Source organism: Mycobacterium sp. SMC-18, from assembly GCF_045310895.1.
In the GTDB taxonomy this organism is placed as follows: domain Bacteria; phylum Actinomycetota; class Actinomycetes; order Mycobacteriales; family Mycobacteriaceae; genus Mycobacterium.
This window is the reverse complement of the sequence record NZ_JBJIAL010000018.1, coordinates 19,962-37,242: the sequence shown is the minus strand read 5'-3', so window position 1 is coordinate 37,242 and position 17,281 is coordinate 19,962. Positions and strand designations below refer to the sequence as shown.

The following is a 17,281-nucleotide window of genomic DNA, read 5'->3' as shown; positions in this document are numbered from 1 at the left end:
GCGTCTGGTGGGGGAATTCAAGCATTTCACTCGTGACGAGCTTGCGGGTGCGGCAGGCATTGATCCGTGGCTGATCGACAAGTCGTTGCAAGCAGGTGATCCTGCGAAAATCGATGCGATTGCTGATGGTGTGCATCGGGCGGGCATGGCTGCGGGTGAGGTCGATGGCGATTTCGAGAGCGCCCGCAAGCAGTTTCGAGACGCCTGGGTCTCCGATGGGGCGCACAGTCCGATCAACGAGTCTGCCGAGGTTCGGCGGATCACCACATCGGTCGGGGCACATCGTGATCAGCTGAAGGTGATCGGCGCCAAGTACGAACAGATCGCCGCGGCGTTGGCCAAAGCGCAGCGTGCTGCCGACACGGACATTGCGGCACTGGAAAAGCAACTCCATGCGATCGACGAGCAGATGGATGCCGCTGAAAGCCGCGCGGCGACCGATCCGACGGGGGCACAGAACACCCTGGAAGCGGCCAAGGCTCTGGCCATCCAATTCGTCCAGACCGCCGGCGACGAGATCAAGGGGTTGCGGTCCACATATGCCGCGGTGCTCGCCGAAGCCGAAACCGTCTTGAAGGCCAATGGCTCGCCATTGGCGCCGGAAGTACCTGACATTCCGCTCGTTGATCCTGCGGCTCAGCAGGCGACGGATGAATTGAAGCGGCTCACAGACCAGGCCGTGATCGATCAGATGGCCAAAGTGCGAGCGATTCAGAAGGCGCTCGATCGGGCGGCGGCTGATGCGTATGTGCACGGCCCAGGGACACCAGAAGGTGACGCTGCGCTAGCGAAGACTCGCCAGCTCAGAACCGAGTTGGCTTCTGCGCTAGACGATTTGGGCAATATTCCCGATTACTCGAAGCTTGACCCGAAGGCCGTCGCGGCTGGCGCCGACGGCCATTTGCTGGGCGACTACACCGTCGACGGCCTGCCAGCTCAGCTGTATGGCCAGCTCAAGAACGGCAGCGGCCAGATTTTTGATCAGGCCCGCCAGACCTCCTACACGTTCAAGGATGGCAAGTTGGTCGGGATGAGCCGGCTGGACCAGGGCCGGGTTACACCTGACGATGAGTTGTTGTTCAACGCGGTGACCGCGGCTGTCGGCGCGCCCGAAGCTGCGGCGGGAGTGAAAGCGGCGGGGGAACTGGGCGTTCAGGGTCTTAAGCGGCTGCTGAGCAAGGAAGGATTTGACGTGACGGCTGCGCCCATTGCTGCGAGCGACGTGCTGCCGCATGCTATGACTGCCGCCGAGGCTCAAGCGGCGATGGCGGAAGAACGGCTTCGCCCAGGCGGCCTTCACGGAGTGTTCGACGCGTATCCAGCGGGTACACCCACAGAGCCTCCATCAATAACTGATATCGGACATTGGCTGCCCGAGATCAACCACGGACCAGGAATGGATCCCTTCGACCCTGCACGTGCGGTGAACTGTGGTCAGTGCGCACTTGCAGTCGAACAGCGATTGTCGGGCGCGGTTCCGGACGCATCGGCGGGGCTCGGTACCTTATCGGTCGCAGAGATGGAGGCCGCGACCGGCCTTAAGCAAGTGCCGGCCACACCTGCTCAAATTGAGCAGTATCTAATCGATCAAGGCGCTGGTGCGCACACCGTAGTTGGAGTTGATCGCGCTGGCGGCGTTGCTGGCCACTGGTTTAATGCGTACTACGACGGAAAGAATGTTTATGCCATCGACGGGCAGACCGGTCAAGTGCTTGGATGGCCTCCGAACATGGATTTCCCTGGGTATCCGGTCACGAACTGGGATATGGGTGTGAGAAAGTGAATTCCAAACAAATCGCCGTAGCGGCTGAATGCTTGAACATCAGCCCGGAGGTTGCGGCAGAACGAGCGTACGACGTGCGCGACGGTATTATCCGTGTGTCGAGCGACGTCCGGGGAGTTGGATCGGTGTTGGTGGGTCCAGATCTTTCGGTCCTGTTTTTCGCGTCCTATATCAGTCCGGATCAGGCATTGGATGCCTGGAACTCTGGGAGGAGGACGCCACGCGAGGCATTCGCTGCCCTACATCAGAAGCACGAATAGTAGATGCCGTCTGCCGTCAGTCCCGACGGCACACGATGCTCTCCGATCAAGTCTGATGAAAGAAGCTGACGGGCAGCGGCGGCGACGCTCCCACGCCCGGACGGGCGCGCGCGGTAGTCCCAATACGTTCAGCATGAGCCAGCATCGTGTTTGGACAGGCGGCACCGCCCGCCACCTTCGTCGAGCGCCGCTCAGCCGGCGCTGACAATCGCTTCCAGCAGTTCCCGGTCATGCGCGAGGTCGACCGCGAAGACGTTGGGGTCGCCGTCGACGGTACCGACGTTGAGACCGGCCGAGAGCAGCGCGGGAAGGTCGTCGGGTGCAAAGCCGGCCAGCACCGCGGAGCTGTAGCCCCGCGGGTACTGCGCGGTGACGAGTTCCGACCGGTCCACGTTGCCCAGCACAATGCCTTCTGCGGCAACACTTTTCACGCTGTCGGTCATCGTCAGGATCGGGATGACGACGTCGTGGTCCGGTAATGCCGCCGCCACGCGTGCCGCCAGTTCGGCGGGAGCCAGCGGGTAGCGGACATCGTGCACCAGGATCGCGTCCCCCTCGGCGGGAAGCCCCGGCGCGGTGTGCACAGGCACGTCACGCAAGCCATGAGCCGCAAGGCATTCCGCCGCGGCACCCATCAGCCCTTCGGCGACGACCACCGATACCGGCGCCACACGGCGAACCGCGCGTACCGCCCGCACCAAAGCCGGTTCCCCCGCGATCGGCGCGGTGAAGTCAGCCGCCGTCAGCGACGTGGGCACGGTCACGATCGCCGAAAGAGTCACCACGCCACCCTATCGCCGGTTGGGTGCTACCCCTGGCCGCTCCGGAGAAATCAGCCGCCGCGCGACCACATCCAGCAGGAATCCCAGCGCTCCGATCACCACGATCACCGCGACCACCTGGTCATAGGCCAGCTGGTCGCGGGCGTTGAGCACCTGGTAGCCCAGACCCGAACGCACACCGAGCATTTCCGCCGGGACCAGCACCACCCAGGCGATGCCCAGTGCCACGCGCACACCCGTCTGCAGCTGTCCCCGGATGGCCGGCAACACCACGGCGGTGACGAGCTCCCAGCGGGTGGCGTGGAACGACCGCGCCACGTCCAGGTAACCCGGGTCGACGGCACGGACCCCGGCCACGGTGTTGATCAACACGGGCCACACCGCGGCCACCGCGATCAGGAAGATCACCGGCTCGTTGCCGATACCGAACACCGCTACCGCGATGGGCGCCCAGGACAGCGGCGAGATCATCCGCACGAACTGGACGAGCGGCGCTGCCGCCCGCTCGGCCGTGGCGCTGAGCCCGAGCAGCAGGCCGGCCGGAATCCCGATGACGACCGCCACCGCCAGACCGATCACCAAGCGCCACAGGCTGATCCCGATGTCGGGTAGGAGCACGCCGCGGGCGAACAGGTCGACGATCGCAGGCGCGACGCGTTGTGGTGCGGCCTGGCGCAGCAGTGAATGCGGCGCGGACAGCACGGTCGTCGTCAACCACCAGAGACCGACCGCGACGACGACGGCGCCGGCCGGCGGGGCCCAGCGGCGCACCGCCGCCGGCGGATCGATCACCGCACGGACGGTTGTTGTGGTCATGTCAGCTCCAATTGCTCGGTGCGGGTGTAGCCACCGCTGAGGCCGAAGGCGGCCGGACCGCCATGGGCCTGAATGGAATTGCGGACGAAGGTGTCGTCGACGAGGTCACCGTGCACGGTGGTGGGGTCCAACCTGTCGAGGAAACGCCGGTCGCCGTCGATGACGGTGTCATGCATGGCCGACACCAGTTCACTGGTGAAGCTCGGGAACGGGAACGGCTGAAAGCCGAGCCGCTGGGGCTGCCACTCCGGGTGATGCAGCGGGTAGGGCGCGGTGGGATAGGTCATCGCCAGGCTGATGGCCGGCACGGGCTGGGGCAGGTATCGCCCGCCGCCGAGTTTGGCCGCAGCCGCCTTCCGGTCGTTCGACAGCGCGAGTTGCGCCGTCACAACGGCATCGGTGAGCTGCTGCACTGCCGCCGGCCGACTGGTGATGACGTCGTCGCGAGTCACCAGGGCGCAGCAGGCATGGTCGCGCCACACATCGCCCAGGAAGGTGTGGATGCGCCCGATCTTCTTGGTCTGCGCCATCGCGTTGAACGGGTCGGCGACGACGTAGCCGCCGATGGTGCCGGTGGCCAGCGCCGGCACCATGTCCGACGGGCTCATCACGACGAGCTCGACGGTGCGGTCGGTCCGCGACGCCGACCGCCGGATCACCGGTTGCAATCCGTTGGCCCGCAACAGTTTCTGTAGCACGATGTTGTGAATCGACCACCAGAACGGAATCGCGAGCTGCGAGCCGGCCAGGTCCGGTAACTCCCGGATGTGCGGGGCGACCGTCAGTGCCGAGCCGTTGGTGTGGTTCCAGCCGAGCACGCGGACACCGCCACCGAGCGCATATCGCAGCTGCACCGCCATCGGCATCAGCAGGTGCACGACGTCGAGTTGGCGGTTCAGGAATGCTTCGCCCAGCGCCGCCCAGCTCCGGAACAGGACCGGCTTGCCGACACCGGCCGGATACAACCCGGCGGAATGCGCCAGCAACAGCGGTGCGGCGTCGGTGATCGGCAGATAGCCCACGCGCAGCGGCCCGCCGGCGCTCGAGTCGGTTGTGGCACTGTGCGCCAGGTCCGCCAGGCCGAAGGCGCCACCGGCGGCCGCGGCTGCGGCGATCAGGGCCCGCCGTCGCGAGATCAGCAGTCTGCTCATGCCACCCACAGTTCGGAAACCCGGTAATGGCTGAGGATTTCGTCACGCAGACCCGACCGGTCCGCCTCGCCCAGGCGCCATTGACGCTGAATGCGGCCGCCATCCGCCAGCAGTACGACGCGCTGCGCCAGGGCCAGCGCCTCCTCGACGTCATGGGTGACCAGCAGCACCGTCACGCCCAATGCGGTTGTGAGTGTGGCCAACCACTGCTGCAGGTCGGCACGCGTCGCGGGGTCCAGCGCGCTGAACGGTTCGTCGAGCAGAAGCACCTGGGGCCGGGTCGCGACGGCGCGCAGGATGGCCACCCGCTGGGCCTGCCCGCCGGACAGCTGGTCGGGATAGCGGTCGGCCAGTCCGTCGACGCCGAACCGGCGCATCAGCTCTGCCGCGTAATCCGCGTCGAATCCCTTGCGCCGGTGCACGAATCGCTTTGCATAGGAGACGTTGCCCTGCACCGTCAGCCACGGCAGTAGCAACGCGTCCTGGAAGACCACCCCGATGTGCGGACGCTCGCCGCCGGCGGGCCAGCTGACGGTTCCCGAGCTCAGCGATTCCAGGCCGGCCAGCACCCGGAGCAGGGTCGACTTCCCGCTGCCGCTACGCCCGAGAACCGCGACGAATTCTCCGGACTCGACAGCAAGATCGATGTCGTCGAGAACGACGCTGTCGCCAAATCGCTTGGTGCCCGCGGCTATCCGTACTGCTTCAGTTCCCACCTGAGTTGTCCTTCCGATGGTGATTGCACGGGCAGAAAAGCTGCTTCGCGGAACCGGCGGTTGGCCGCCGTCCCCGCGCGATAGCCCTGGCCACCGGCCAGGGCCGACTCCAGCCGGGTCGCCCCCACCGCGGTGTTGGCGGCGTCCAGTCGGAGCCGGATCACCTCGGCCACATCGGCTTCCCCTGGCGCCGTGGCGAACTCGTACAGCCGTCGACGATTGCGTTCGGCCTGCGACACCAGGTCGGCGAGGTCGCCGTCGAACTGGGCGGCCAGGCCGTCGGTCGCCCGGCCGGCCGCCGTCAGCGCCGCCCCGGTGACGCCGACGCAGAACGCGGTCTGCAACAGCAGGAACGTCGGCTTGATCCCGCGGACGAAGCCGGCGAGGTCGGCGCTGATGATGCGGTCGGCGTGCACCTCGACCTCCTCCAGGCGCAGCGATGTCGACCCGGTGCTGCCCAACGCCATCAGCGCGGGCGCCGGATCGATCACGACGCCGACCGCACTCACGTCGACCGCGACGACATACAGCCGGCCGGCGGCCGTCCGTGCCGGCAGTACGATCAACGCGTCGTCAAAGACGTTGGATGCCCAGCGGATCGGTCCGTTGAGCCGCAGACCACGACGCGTCTCCCCCGCGAAGATCGGGAGCTGTCCGAGGCCCGCCACATGCTTGAGCCCGGCGGCCATGGCGGTCACGCCGGGACGGCGTGCGGTGCGCAACGCCTCCGACAGGTCCGGCCGGTCGGCGAGGTAGTGAATCGCCATCTGGTGCGCCCAGGCCGAGAATCCGGCGGCGAGACTCACCGCCGACACCTGCTCGATCACCCGCACCGTGTCGGGCAGGTCCGGCAGGCCGAACAATCCGGCCGCGCCGAGGGCGCGCAGGTCGTCACGGACGTCGGTCTGCCCCGCGTCGAGGTCACCGGCCCGGGCGTCCACTCCGGCCGTGACGTCCGCCAGTCGGGTTGCGACGTCGTCGGATACCAAAGTCGTCATTGTCCACCGCTTTCCAGTCCGTACAACCGATCGATCGGGGTCTGCACAGCCACGCGCGCCCGCCGTACCGCGTCCTCGTCCGGCGCGTCGTAGAAACACAGGCACTTGTCCATGTCGACCCGCACGTAGGTGCGCAGGAAGCTGACTTCGGGCACCTCCGCGTATTTGGGCGCGTTGGCTTTCTTGCGGCTCAGGTAGCTGTCCATGTCCAGGTCGGCGGGCAGGTCCCACTCGACCAGGTATCCGGCCGTGGGGCGGATGGCTTTCAGCTGGTCCAACTCCGCGCCGACGAGCCGCACCTCGTGCGGACCGGTCAGTTCGGCCGCCCCGACCGACGACGCCTCGATCTGCAGCGGACCGCCGGTGAGCTCAGCAACGACGAACAACCGGTGCTGGCCGGTCACCTGAGCCTCGATGAGTTCGCCGCCGGCCCGGTGCACTTCGGCGTCGACGGTCTTGATGGCCTGGTCGACCTCGGCCCGGCCGGGCAGTCCTGCGATTTCGTAGAGGTACAGCGTCACGGTGTGTTCCTGTTCGTCGGGCGTCGATGACATCACGACGCTCGCATGAACAGACCGGTCTGTCTATCAAGGTTTCTCGGCTATGGTGCAGCTATGAGCGCGACCCGCACCCCCCGCCCGGACCGGCCGGCGTCCCGCACCGACACCGCCGGACCGGCCCAGCGACTGCTCGACACCGCATCGAATCTCTTTGCCGCGCAGGGCATTCGCGCTGTGGGCATCGACACCATCCTGCGCGAGGCGGGCGTCGCCAAGGCCAGCCTCTACAGCTCGTACGGGTCGAAGGACGCGTTGGTGATCGCGTACCTGAACCGATTGGATCAGGCTGATCGCAACCGCTGGGAATCGGAGACTTCCGGCATCGTCGACCCCGTGGAAAAGCTGCTGGCGTTCTTCGACCTCGCGGCCGCCGCGGCACGCAAGCGCCAGTTCCGGGGCTGTCTCTACGCCAACGCGGCCACCGAATTCCCGGGCGACACCCTGGAACCGGTACGGGCACACCGGTTGTGGATGCACGGGCTGCTGAGCGAGCTGCTACGGGACGCCGAGGTGCCCGACGCCGCGGCGGTCGCCCTGCGCATCCAGCTGATATACGACGGCGCCCTCACCGCGTCGAAACTCGAGCGGTCGGCGGCGCCCATCGTGCTGGCCCGTCAGATGGCCGCGGAGCTCATCACGAGCTACTTACCCGCAGCCGCCGGCTGAATCCCGATGGCCGCCAGTCGCCGCTCGGAGGCCTCGTGGCGGACGCGCTTGGGCCACCAGAACCACTTGCCCAGCAGCGCCGCGATGGCCGGTGTCATGAACGACCGGACGATCAGGGTGTCGAACAGCAGGCCCAGCGCGATGGTGGTACCGACCTGTGCCATGACCTTCAGGTCGCTGAAGGCGAAGGACGCCATGGTGGCCGCGAAGACAAGACCCGCCGAAGTGACGACCGATCCGGTGCCCGCCATCGAACGGATGATGCCTGTCTTCAGGCCGCCCGGCAGCTCTTCCTTGAACCGGGACACCAGCAGCAGGTTGTAGTCGGAGCCCACGGCGAGCAACAGGATCACCGACATCGGCAGCACCATCCAGTGCAGCTCGAGGCCGACGAGGTGCTGCCACAACAGAACTGACATGCCGAACGACGCACCCAGCGACAGCAGCACGGTGCCGACGATCACGCCCGCCGCCACCATGCTCCGGGTGATGAGCAGCATGATGACGAAAATCAGTGACACCGCGGCAATTCCGGCGATCATCAGGTCGTACTGCGCGCCGTCGTGCATGTCCTTGTACGTGGCGGCGGTACCGGCCAGGTAGATCTTGGAGCCCTCCAGCGGCGTGCCTTTGATGGCTTCCTTGGCGGCCTGCTTGATCGGGTCGACATGGGCGATGCCCTCCGGCGTCGCCGGGTCACCCTCGTGCTGGATGATGAAGCGCACCGACTTGCCGTCCGGCGAGATGAAGTTCTTCATGCCGCGCTTGAAGTCCTTGTTGTCGAAGGCTTCCGGCGGCAGGTAGAAGGAATCGTCGTTGAGCGAGTTGTCGAATGCCTCGCCCATCGCCGCCGCGTTGTCCGACGACGCCGCACGCTGATCCACCTGACCCTTCTGGGTCTGATACATGGACAGCATGTACTGCTTCATGTCCTTCATGACCTCGATCTGAGGCGGCATCACCGTGACCATCTCGGCCGTCAGCTTGTCCATCTTCATCAGATCCGGGACGAGAGTCTGGATGTCGTCGGTCATGACGTCGATGCCGTCGAGGGTGTCGAACAGCGCCCGCGTGGACCAGCACATCGGGATGTCGTAGCAGTGCGGTTCCCAGTACAGGTAGTTCCGGATGGGCCGCAGGAAGTCGTCGAAATCGGAGATGTGGTCACGCAGGTCGGCGACGTCGAGCGCCATGTTGGCCGTCTTCATCGACATGTCGTGCGTCGTGGCGGCCATCTGCGTGGTGATGGCCTGCATCTTGGTCATCGTGTCGATGCTGACCTGCATGTCGTTGGCCTGCTGCAGCATGTTGGCCATCGAGTCCAGCTGGTACTTCTCCGTCATCTTCGAGGTGACGGCCTGCATGCCCATGATGAACGGAATCGTGGTGTGCTTGATGGGTTTTCCGTCGGGGCGGGTGATCGTCTGCACCCGCGCGACGCCCGGGGTGTGCACGATGGCCCGGGCGATCTTGTTGATCACCAGGAAGTCGGCCGAGTTCCGCAGATCGTGGTCGCTCTGCACCATCAGCAGCTCGGGGTTCATCCGCGAGGCGCTGAAATGCCTTTCCGCGGCGGCGTATCCGACGTTGGCGGTCAGGTCGGCCGGCACGTAGCGGCGCGCGTCGTAATTCGTCTTGTAGCCGGGCAGCGTCACCAGTCCGACGAGGGCGAGCGCGAGTGTGGCGACGAGCACCGGTCCCGGCCAACGCACCACCAGCACGCCGACGCGACGCCACCCGCGGGACTGGATGGCGCGCTTGGGCTCGAAGCGCCCGAATCGGCTGCCGATCTTGATGACGGCCGGCCCGAGCGTCAGCGCCGCGATGACCGCGACGAGGGTGCCGATCGCACACGGCACGCCCATGGTCTGGAAGTACGGCAGCCGGGTGAAGCTCAGGCAGAGCATGGCGCCGGCGATCGTCAAACCCGATCCCAGCACGACGTGCGCCGTCCCGCGGAACATCGTGTCGTAGGCCAGCACGCGGTCTTCTCCGTCGCCGCGCGCTTCCTGGTAGCGGCCGATCGCGAAGATGGCGTAGTCGGTGCCCGCCGCGATCACCATCAGGGTCAGCAGGTTCACCGCGAAGGTCGAGAGCCCGATGATGTTGGTGTCGGCCAGAAACGCGACGACGCCGCGGGCGGCGCCGAGTTCGAGGAACACCATCAGCAGGGTCAGGATCATCGTCATGATCGACCGGTAGACGAACAGCAGCATCACGGCGATCACCACCAGGGTGATGATCGTGACCTTGGTGACGCTCTTGTCGCCGGCGTGGTGTTGATCTGACACCAGCGGGGCGCCACCCGTGACGTACACGTGGAGGCCGGCCGGCGGCTTGGAGTCGGCGACGATCTGCCGGACCGAGGCGACCGAGTCGTTGGCCTTGGTCTCCCCCTGGTTGCCGCGGAGGTAGACCTGGACGTACGCGGCCCTGCCGTCGGCGCTCTGTGAGCCCACGGCCGTGAGCGGGTCACTCCAGAAGTCCGCGACATGCTCGACGTGCGCGGTGTTGGCCGTCAGCTTGGCGACGAGACCGTCGTAGTAGTGGTGTGCCTCGGCGCCGAGCGGTTGGTCGCTCTCGAGAACGATCATCGCGTTGCTGTCGGAGTCGAACTCCTGGAAGTTCGCACCGATCTGCTTCATCGAGACCATCGCCGGGCCGTCCTTGGCGCTCAGCCCGACGGTGTGCGCCTCACCGACCTTCTCCAGCGGCGGGACCAGCGTGTTCGTGGCGACGTTGACGGCAAACCAGCCGATCACGATGGGCACCGCGAGGACCCAGATCAGGTGACCGATCTTGGATCGCTCGGTGTTGGTGGCACTCACTCGGGGCACCCTTCCATCAGGCCCGGTAGGTCCATGGATATGGAGCTCGGCGGCGTTACAAAATCACTGTCGCGCGAAATATACCTAGCTAACCAAACTTTTATCCATAGCGGCGGTCAAAAAAGGCCTCCGACCTCCCACGAAATGGGACAAATCGGGCACTTTCCGCCCGATTTCGGCCGTAGCGTTGACGGTGTGGAAAATTCTTCGGCCGACACCTTCGGCAAGCGCTACGGCGAGGTGCTGCTGGTGTCCCAGACACCGACGGGGCCGCAGGTCGCGGTGTTCAACACCTTCCCGTTGAACGACTGCCCGCACGACGCGTGGTGTTCGTGTTCGGCGCCGGGCGGCCGGTCTTCGAGCTGCTCGACCCGCACGGGCAGCGCTGGGTCATGCAGTCATGGAGCCAGACGGTCGACCCGGCGCTGTCGCTGGCGGACCTGCCCGCATTGGGCACGCGGCTGCAGCTGCCCGACGGCTGGAGCTACCGGACCTCGACGCTGACCAGCCCGCTGCGCATCGACACCACGACCGAGGCCGCGCACGTCACACAGGACAACCTCGCCAACACCTATTCATTGGCGAGCGCATAATCCTCGCGGCCGTTCCCAAACCCGTCCCTGTGCGTTAAACAGAGACGGGTGCGTTTCTGCCGCGTGGCTGAACTGAAGGAGGCCGGATGGCTTGGGATTTCGAAACCGATCCGGAGTTCCAGGAACTCCTCGACTGGGCCGACGCCTTCGTGCGCGACGAAGTCGAGCCGCTCGACCTCATCTGGCCGCACCTGCAGTACACCGCGCTCGACGAGACCCGGCGCCGGGTCGTCGACCCACTCAAGGAACAGGTGCGCCGAAAAGGCTTGTGGGCCACGCACCTTGGCCCCGAACTCGGCGGGCAGGGCTACGGGCAGCTGAAACTGGCGCTGCTCAACGAGATTCTGGGCCGGTCGCAGTGGGCGCCGATCATCTTCGGCTGTCAGGCGCCCGACACCGGCAACGCCGAGATCATCGCGCACTACGGCACCCCGGAGCAGAAGGAGCAGTACCTACGGCCGTTGCTGAACGGCGAGGTCTTCTCCTGCTACTCGATGACCGAACCGCAGGGCGGTGCCGACCCCACGCAGTTCACGACCTCCGCGGTCCGCGACGACGACGACTGGGTCATCAACGGGTACAAGTTCTTCTCGTCCAACGCCTCGACGTCGACGTTCCTGATCGTCATGGTGGTGACCAACCCCGACGTCAGTCCCTACCAGGGCATGTCGATGTTCCTCGTGCCGACCGATACGCCAGGCGTCAACATCATCCGCAACTCGGCCATCTACGGGGAATCCGACGGCCACGGCTCGCACGCCCTGATCCATTACGACAATGTGCGCGTACCGAATTCGGCCGTCCTCGGCGGCGAGGGCCAGGCCTTCGTCATCGCGCAGACCCGCCTGGGTGGCGGACGGATCCACCACGCGATGCGCACCATCGGGCTGGCGCAGAAGGCCCTCGACATGATGTGTGAGCGCGCGCTGTCGCGGCACACCGCCGGCAGCCTGCTGGCCGACAAGCAGGCCGTGCAGGGCTACATCGCCGACTCGTGGGCGCAGCTGCAACAGTTCCGGCTGTTCGTGCTGCACACGGCGTGGAAGATCGACAAGTACAACGACTACAAGAAGGTGCGCAAGGACATCGCCGCCGTCAAGGTCGTGATGCCGACGGTGCTGCACGACATCGCGTGGCGCGCAATGCAAATCCACGGCGCACTCGGGGTCACCAACGAGGTGCCGTTCCTCGGTATGGTCGCCGGCGCCGCCGTGATGGGGCTCGCCGACGGACCGACCGAGGTCCACAAGGTCACCGTCGCCAAGCAGGTGCTGCGGGACTACACCGGCACCGACGAGCTGTGGCCGACGGAATGGCTGCCGGGCAAACGCGAAGCGGCACAGGCGAAGTACGCGGAGTACCTGGAGCTGGAAGTCGGAAATCTCTAGCCGGCCGGCCCGCCGCGGTCGTGCTCGCGCGAGCTGTTCACCGACACACTGACTGCTGCCTGATCGTATCGCATCGGCGTGTCGAGCTCTCCTGCGGCACTTGCGATCCAGACCCGTCATCTTCGGCTGACATTGTCATCATGCGTTGACGATGTCAGCACATGATGACGACCCCAGCCCGAAGTACATGCACAGCCAGGTCCGCTGGCGCGAGGCGACGACCTACCGCGCCAATAGCCGAGTGACGCCCCGCATCACCACGCGGCTCGCGGCGTGCTGTGCCTGCGCAACCAGCGACGGCGCCACCGGCGCAGGGGCACTGCCCAGCCGCGGGAACAGTGCCAGCGCGTTGGTGCGGTCGATAGCGCGCCGCCCGGCGTCGTCCAGTCCCCCGTACGACTCCAACCCGGCCGCGTACAGCTGGCTGACCTCGACCGGCGCGAACGGGAAGTCCGATCCGAATGTCACGTGACCAGGCTTGGCGAAGGCCAGCAGCGACGGCAGCGCGGCCGCCGTGGACGACAGCGCGGTATCGAAGTAGAAGCTCGCGAAGTCGTCGAGGTGATCGGCCGGGCTGCCGCCGACGTCACTCGTGATGCCCATGGCCATGCGGTAGGACGCATATGGGACGAAGCCGCCGGCATGGCTCAGGATGAACCGGATGTTCGGGTAGCGGCGGCGAATGCCGTTGCGCACCAGCAGGTACGCCGCGCGGCTGGTGTCCAGCAGGAAGTCGGCGGCGAACGGCATCACGCCGTCGATCGTGGGGCCGGGCAGCTCGGCGGGGTGGATGAAGACGACGGCCGAACGCTTGTCGAGCTCCGCGAACAACGCGTCCTGGCCTTGCGCGCCGACGTAGGTTCCCACACTGTTGGCCAGCAGGAACACTCCGTCGGCATTCAATTCGTCGAGTGCGCGCACGGCTTCGGCGACGGCGGCATCCAGGTGCGGCAACGGCAAGGTGGCGAAGAACCCGAACCGATCCGGCTGGGCGGCAACGAGTTCGGCGCTGTAGTCGTTCACATCGCGGGCCAATGCGGCCGCGTCCGCCGCGGCCGGCAGCATCGTGGTGCCCGGTGCGGACACGGACAGGATGGCGGTCGCGACACCGAGCTTGGCCATCGTGTCCAAGGACGCTTCCGGGGACCAGTCCGGCATCGCCCGGCCGCCGGCGTCGGCGATGCCCGCCTGGTCCAACGCCTTTCGGTAGTCGGGCGGCACCATGTGGTGGTGGGTATCAATACGGTTCATGATGTTTCCTCCTCCGGCGATTCGTGCACGATATTCCGCGCTCACCGCGGAAAATCGTGCACAAATCCCGGGACTAGTCGGGGATTCCCGCCCCGGCGAGCGCCGGGACGGTGTCTTCGCGGTGCAGCAATGACCTGGCCGCGGTCGTGAACTGCCCGAGCTTGTCGACGCTGGACTGCGTCTCGTGGCCCCAGATGCTGATGCCCTGGTGAGTCGTCGGTTTCCAGGTTGATTCGTCGACCACCAGCGGGTTCCATCCGACCTCCCACTCGAAACCTGAGGGGGTGACGGCGTAGTACGACAGCTCGCGGTCGTTGGTGTGCTGCCCGACGCCCAGGGCCATGTCGAACCCCAGTGCTCGCACGCGTTGGTAGCTGTCCGTCAGATCGTCCAACTCGGCGACCTGAATGTTGAGGTGCTGCACGCGGGTCCGAATCGGGTTGATCGGCAACCGATTCACCGCGGCGATCGCCACGGAGTGGTGGCGCCGATTGACTCGCAGGAACCGGATCTTGACCTTGACGCCGCTCATGGTTTCGTCGATGAAGTCGCTGAGCCGGGCGTCGAGCAAGGTGTTGTAGTAACCGCGCATCTGGTGTGGCCTGGTGCTGGTGACGGCGACGTGTCCCAGTCCGAACTCGCCGGTGACAAAGCCCTTTCCAGCCACAGACAATTGTCCGTCGATGTGCGCCCGGGTGTACAGCTCCTGTGCCAGCCCGTTGGGGCCGGGAATCCGCATCAGGCGCTCGACGCCACGCAGCGCGGCGTCCTCGGCGGTGCCGACGGTGACGGGCACGCCGCACCGGTGCACCCGGCCGAGGATTTCCTCGAAGGTCTCATGGTCGTCGGCCTGCCAGCCCAGCGTGGTGACATCCTCGGCCGGACCGCGCCGCAGCAGGAACCGGCACTGTTGTTCGTCGAGCCGGAAGCGGAGGGCATCGGTGTCGAGATCATCGAGGTGCATGCCGATCGCGTCGCGACCGAAGCGGCGCCAGTCGGCGAATCGCTCCGTCTCGACCACAAGATAGCCGAGCGATACGTTGCCGAAGACGCTCATGGCCGGAATACCGTGCTGTCCGAAAGGAATTCGTCGACAATCTGATTGAAGAGGTCGGCGCGTTCCCACTGCATCCAGTGTCCGGTGCGGCTGGTCATGACCAGCTCGGCGTTGGGCATGATGTTCTGCAGCATGGGTCCACCCGAGGGCCGGTTCACCTTGTCGTCGCGCCCCCACAGGATCAGCGTCGGCGTCTGCAGCGCGGCCAGCCGCGAGTCACGCGTCAGGTCCATGCGCCAGAGCGTCCGCAGCGCGAACAGTCCCGACGGTCGACTCAGCGGCGGATTAGCCACCACCTCTGGGTCGATGGATGCCGTGTAGCGCAGGTCGATCAGCTCGTCGGGCACCGAGTCACCGTCGTAGACCAGGTAATTGCGGATGAACGTGGCCAGCTTCTCACGGCTGGGGCCCGAGCCGCCGTAGTACGCCAGCAGACTGTTGAGGCCATCCGTCGGCAGCCCGCGGGTGGTCCCGATACCGCCGGGGCCCATGAGCACCAGCTTGCCGACACGGCCCGGGGTGTCCAGCGCCAACCGCAGTGCCGCGGCGCCGCCGTAGGAGTTACCGACCAGATGCGCTGTGCTGATGCCCAATTCGTCGAGCAGGCCCCGCATCGCGTCCGCCAGGCAGCCGAAAGGATCCGACTTGTCGATGCCCTTCGACGAACGCCCGTAGCCGGGCATGTCGGGTACCAGGACGCGGTAGCGCTTGGCGAGCGCGTCGATGTTGCGGGAGTAGTTGCTGGCACCGGAGGCGCCCGGGCCACCGCCGTGCAGCAGCAGCACCGCGGGGCCGGATCCCGCTTCGGCGACGAAGATCTTCCGGCCGGCGACGGTGATGGTGTGTTCGGTGAGGGTGGCGGTCATGCTGATGCTCCTGTCAGGGTGGTGAGGCTCAGTCCGGCCGGCGGAGCCGGGAGTGGTTGTCCGGATGAGGTTGCGGCGTAGACGAATCCGTCCGGGCGGAGGACGACGGCGTCGGCTTTGCGGTCACGGAGCCACCGCACCAGGCTCGGTTCGGTGATCTGCAGGGTCGACGCGCCGGCGGCCGTCCAGGCTGCCGCCCCGGTCGGCACGGCGCCGGTGTGCAGCACCGTCCAGCGCCCGCCGAGCAGCTCATCGAGCAGCACGCCGCCCACCGTGGGTTGCGGGATCTGCCAGCCCACCGCGGGGTGCGTGGTCGCGAAGAAGCCGTCGTCGTAGTGGGCGTCAGGTATCCACCAGAACTTCTGACCCGCGGCATTGGCCCCGGGAATCCTGGTCAGCGCCCGCACGACGTGATTGCGGATGGCGGCCAGCCATGGCCGCCGCTCGGTGATGATCCGGCCGACCAGCACCGCACGCCGGGTGACCTCTGTGACGTGCGGCTTGCGTTCTGCGGCATACGAATCCAGCAGCGCGTCGGGCGCCTGACCGCGCAGCACCGCGGCGAGTTTCCAGCACAGGTTGGCGGCGTCGCGGACGCCGGCGGACATCCCCTGGCCGATCCACGGCGGCATGGCGTGCGCGGCATCGCCGGCCAGGAATACCCGTCCGACGCGCCAGCGGTCCGCTACCCGTACGTGGTGGCTGTAGACGACGGCGCGCAGGATCTCGACGTGCTCGGGTGTGATGCCCTGCTCGCCCAGCACTTTCCACACCGCTTCGTCGCTGGTGAGGTTCTTCTCGTCCTCGCATCCTCGCGCGGGGTATTCCCACCGGTGATGCCCGAGCGGCGTCGGGCAGTCAACGGTCGGACGTGCGGGGTTGCAGTGAAACCGCAAGCGGTCGTGTGCATCCCATTCCTTGATCACCTTGGTGTCGATGACGACCCAGCGCTCGCCGTAGGTGCGTCCGCTGTACCCGATGCCGAGCACGCCGCGCGTCGCCGACGAGCCACCGTCCGAGGCGATGACGTAGCGGGCCGTCACCCGTTTGAAGGCGTCGGCACACAGGTCGGCGAGCAGCAGCTCGACGCCGTCGGCCCGGTTGGTCACCCGCAGACATTCATGCTCCAGCAGCACCTCGACGTTGGCGAACCGGGCCACCCCTTCGCGGAGCACCGAGTCGACCGCCGGCTGGTACAGGAACTGCTGCGACGGATGGCCGCACCCGCGTCCGTAGATCACCGTTTCGATGAACGGGCGCCCGTCGGCGTCGACGAACGCGACCGGACGGTCGGGCAGCATGTCGCGCTGGAGCCGCTCGGCCAGGCCCACCGACTGCCAGACGCGGAGGACCTCCTCGTCGGTCGAGATCGCCCGCGCCCGGCTGTAGATATCTGGGTCCCGCTCGATCACCACGACCTTCAGACCGAGTTGGCCCAGCAGGTTGGCGGCCGTGGCGCCTGTGGGGCCGTACCCGACAACGGCGACGTCGTAGGTGTCTGCACTGCTCATTGGGAGCCTCCCACTTGTTCTGTAGTGATCGCTACGGTAATGTAGTGATCGCTAC

The 17,281-nt window shown here is 66.4% G+C and carries 14 protein-coding genes and 1 pseudogene; 4 read left to right on the top strand and 11 right to left on the bottom strand.

The window, feature by feature from the left end; all coding sequences use genetic code 11:
- Positions 1–7 precede the first annotated feature (7 nt).
- Positions 8–1,783, top strand: coding sequence for a toxin glutamine deamidase domain-containing protein (locus ACJH6J_RS17265; RefSeq protein ID WP_406804267.1), 1,776 nt, complete (start codon positions 8–10; stop codon positions 1,781–1,783).
- Between the two features lie 451 nt (positions 1,784–2,234).
- On the opposite strand, the gene ACJH6J_RS17260 is transcribed toward ACJH6J_RS17265, so the two are convergent.
- From ACJH6J_RS17260 to ACJH6J_RS17235, 6 genes are read right to left on the bottom strand one after another with little or no spacing between them, the layout of a single operon-like run.
- On the bottom strand, positions 2,235–2,825 hold the full coding sequence (locus tag ACJH6J_RS17260; protein ID WP_406804266.1) for a 2-C-methyl-D-erythritol 4-phosphate cytidylyltransferase: 591 nt from the start codon (positions 2,823–2,825) through the stop codon (positions 2,235–2,237).
- Between the two features lie 9 nt (positions 2,826–2,834).
- Positions 2,835–3,641 (bottom strand): ABC transporter permease, encoded by an 807-nt coding sequence (locus ACJH6J_RS17255; protein WP_406804265.1) that lies wholly within the window; start codon positions 3,639–3,641, stop codon positions 2,835–2,837.
- Positions 3,638–4,792: an ABC transporter substrate-binding protein gene (locus ACJH6J_RS17250; RefSeq protein ID WP_406804264.1), complete on the bottom strand. Its 1,155-nt coding sequence runs from the start codon at positions 4,790–4,792 to the stop codon at positions 3,638–3,640. Before ACJH6J_RS17250 ends, ACJH6J_RS17255 begins: the two co-directional genes overlap by 4 nt.
- Positions 4,789–5,508 carry an ABC transporter ATP-binding protein gene (locus ACJH6J_RS17245; RefSeq protein ID WP_406804263.1) on the bottom strand — a complete coding sequence of 240 codons (720 nt, stop codon included), beginning with the start codon at positions 5,506–5,508 and terminating at the stop codon, positions 4,789–4,791. Before ACJH6J_RS17245 ends, ACJH6J_RS17250 begins: the two co-directional genes overlap by 4 nt.
- Positions 5,484–6,506, bottom strand: a complete 1,023-nt coding sequence (locus ACJH6J_RS17240) for an acyl-CoA dehydrogenase (RefSeq protein ID WP_406804262.1) — start codon at positions 6,504–6,506, stop codon at positions 5,484–5,486. Before ACJH6J_RS17240 ends, ACJH6J_RS17245 begins: the two co-directional genes overlap by 25 nt.
- Positions 6,503–7,027, bottom strand: a complete 525-nt coding sequence (locus ACJH6J_RS17235; protein WP_212814904.1) for a DUF4242 domain-containing protein — start codon at positions 7,025–7,027, stop codon at positions 6,503–6,505. Before ACJH6J_RS17235 ends, ACJH6J_RS17240 begins: the two co-directional genes overlap by 4 nt.
- Before the next feature lie 93 nt (positions 7,028–7,120).
- Here ACJH6J_RS17235 and ACJH6J_RS17230 point away from each other — a divergent pair, with 93 nt between their 5' ends.
- A complete protein-coding gene (locus ACJH6J_RS17230; RefSeq protein WP_406804261.1) occupies positions 7,121–7,732 on the top strand; it encodes a TetR/AcrR family transcriptional regulator in 612 nt (203 codons plus the stop codon).
- On the opposite strand, the gene ACJH6J_RS17225 is transcribed toward ACJH6J_RS17230, so the two are convergent.
- Positions 7,708–10,560 (bottom strand): RND family transporter, encoded by a 2,853-nt coding sequence (locus ACJH6J_RS17225; protein WP_406804260.1) that lies wholly within the window; start codon positions 10,558–10,560, stop codon positions 7,708–7,710. The genes ACJH6J_RS17230 and ACJH6J_RS17225 overlap by 25 nt on opposite strands.
- A gap of 195 nt (positions 10,561–10,755) precedes the next feature.
- Between ACJH6J_RS17225 and ACJH6J_RS17220 the strand changes: the two are divergent.
- Positions 10,756–11,153, top strand: a pseudogene (locus tag ACJH6J_RS17220) (hypothetical protein).
- 86 nt (positions 11,154–11,239) lie between these two features.
- The gene (locus tag ACJH6J_RS17215; protein ID WP_406801929.1) at positions 11,240–12,541 is read left to right on the top strand and encodes an acyl-CoA dehydrogenase family protein; all 1,302 of its coding nucleotides are present in this window, start codon (positions 11,240–11,242) and stop codon (positions 12,539–12,541) included.
- Between the two features lie 222 nt (positions 12,542–12,763).
- Here ACJH6J_RS17215 and ACJH6J_RS17210 read toward each other — a convergent pair whose 3' ends face one another.
- From ACJH6J_RS17210 to ACJH6J_RS17195, 4 genes are all read right to left on the bottom strand, one after another.
- Positions 12,764–13,792 carry an amidohydrolase family protein gene (locus tag ACJH6J_RS17210; protein WP_212812400.1) on the bottom strand — a complete coding sequence of 343 codons (1,029 nt, stop codon included), beginning with the start codon at positions 13,790–13,792 and terminating at the stop codon, positions 12,764–12,766.
- 73 nt (positions 13,793–13,865) lie between these two features.
- On the bottom strand, positions 13,866–14,849 hold the full coding sequence (locus ACJH6J_RS17205) for a VOC family protein (RefSeq protein WP_061003451.1): 984 nt from the start codon (positions 14,847–14,849) through the stop codon (positions 13,866–13,868).
- Complete coding sequence (locus ACJH6J_RS17200; protein ID WP_061003453.1) at positions 14,846–15,715, bottom strand: alpha/beta fold hydrolase; 870 nt, start codon at positions 15,713–15,715, stop codon at positions 14,846–14,848. The genes ACJH6J_RS17205 and ACJH6J_RS17200 overlap by 4 nt, the downstream gene beginning before the upstream one ends.
- Positions 15,712–17,226 (bottom strand): bifunctional 3-(3-hydroxy-phenyl)propionate/3-hydroxycinnamic acid hydroxylase, encoded by a 1,515-nt coding sequence (locus ACJH6J_RS17195; protein WP_061003455.1) that lies wholly within the window; start codon positions 17,224–17,226, stop codon positions 15,712–15,714. Before ACJH6J_RS17195 ends, ACJH6J_RS17200 begins: the two co-directional genes overlap by 4 nt.
- Between the last annotated feature and the right edge of the window lie 55 nt (positions 17,227–17,281).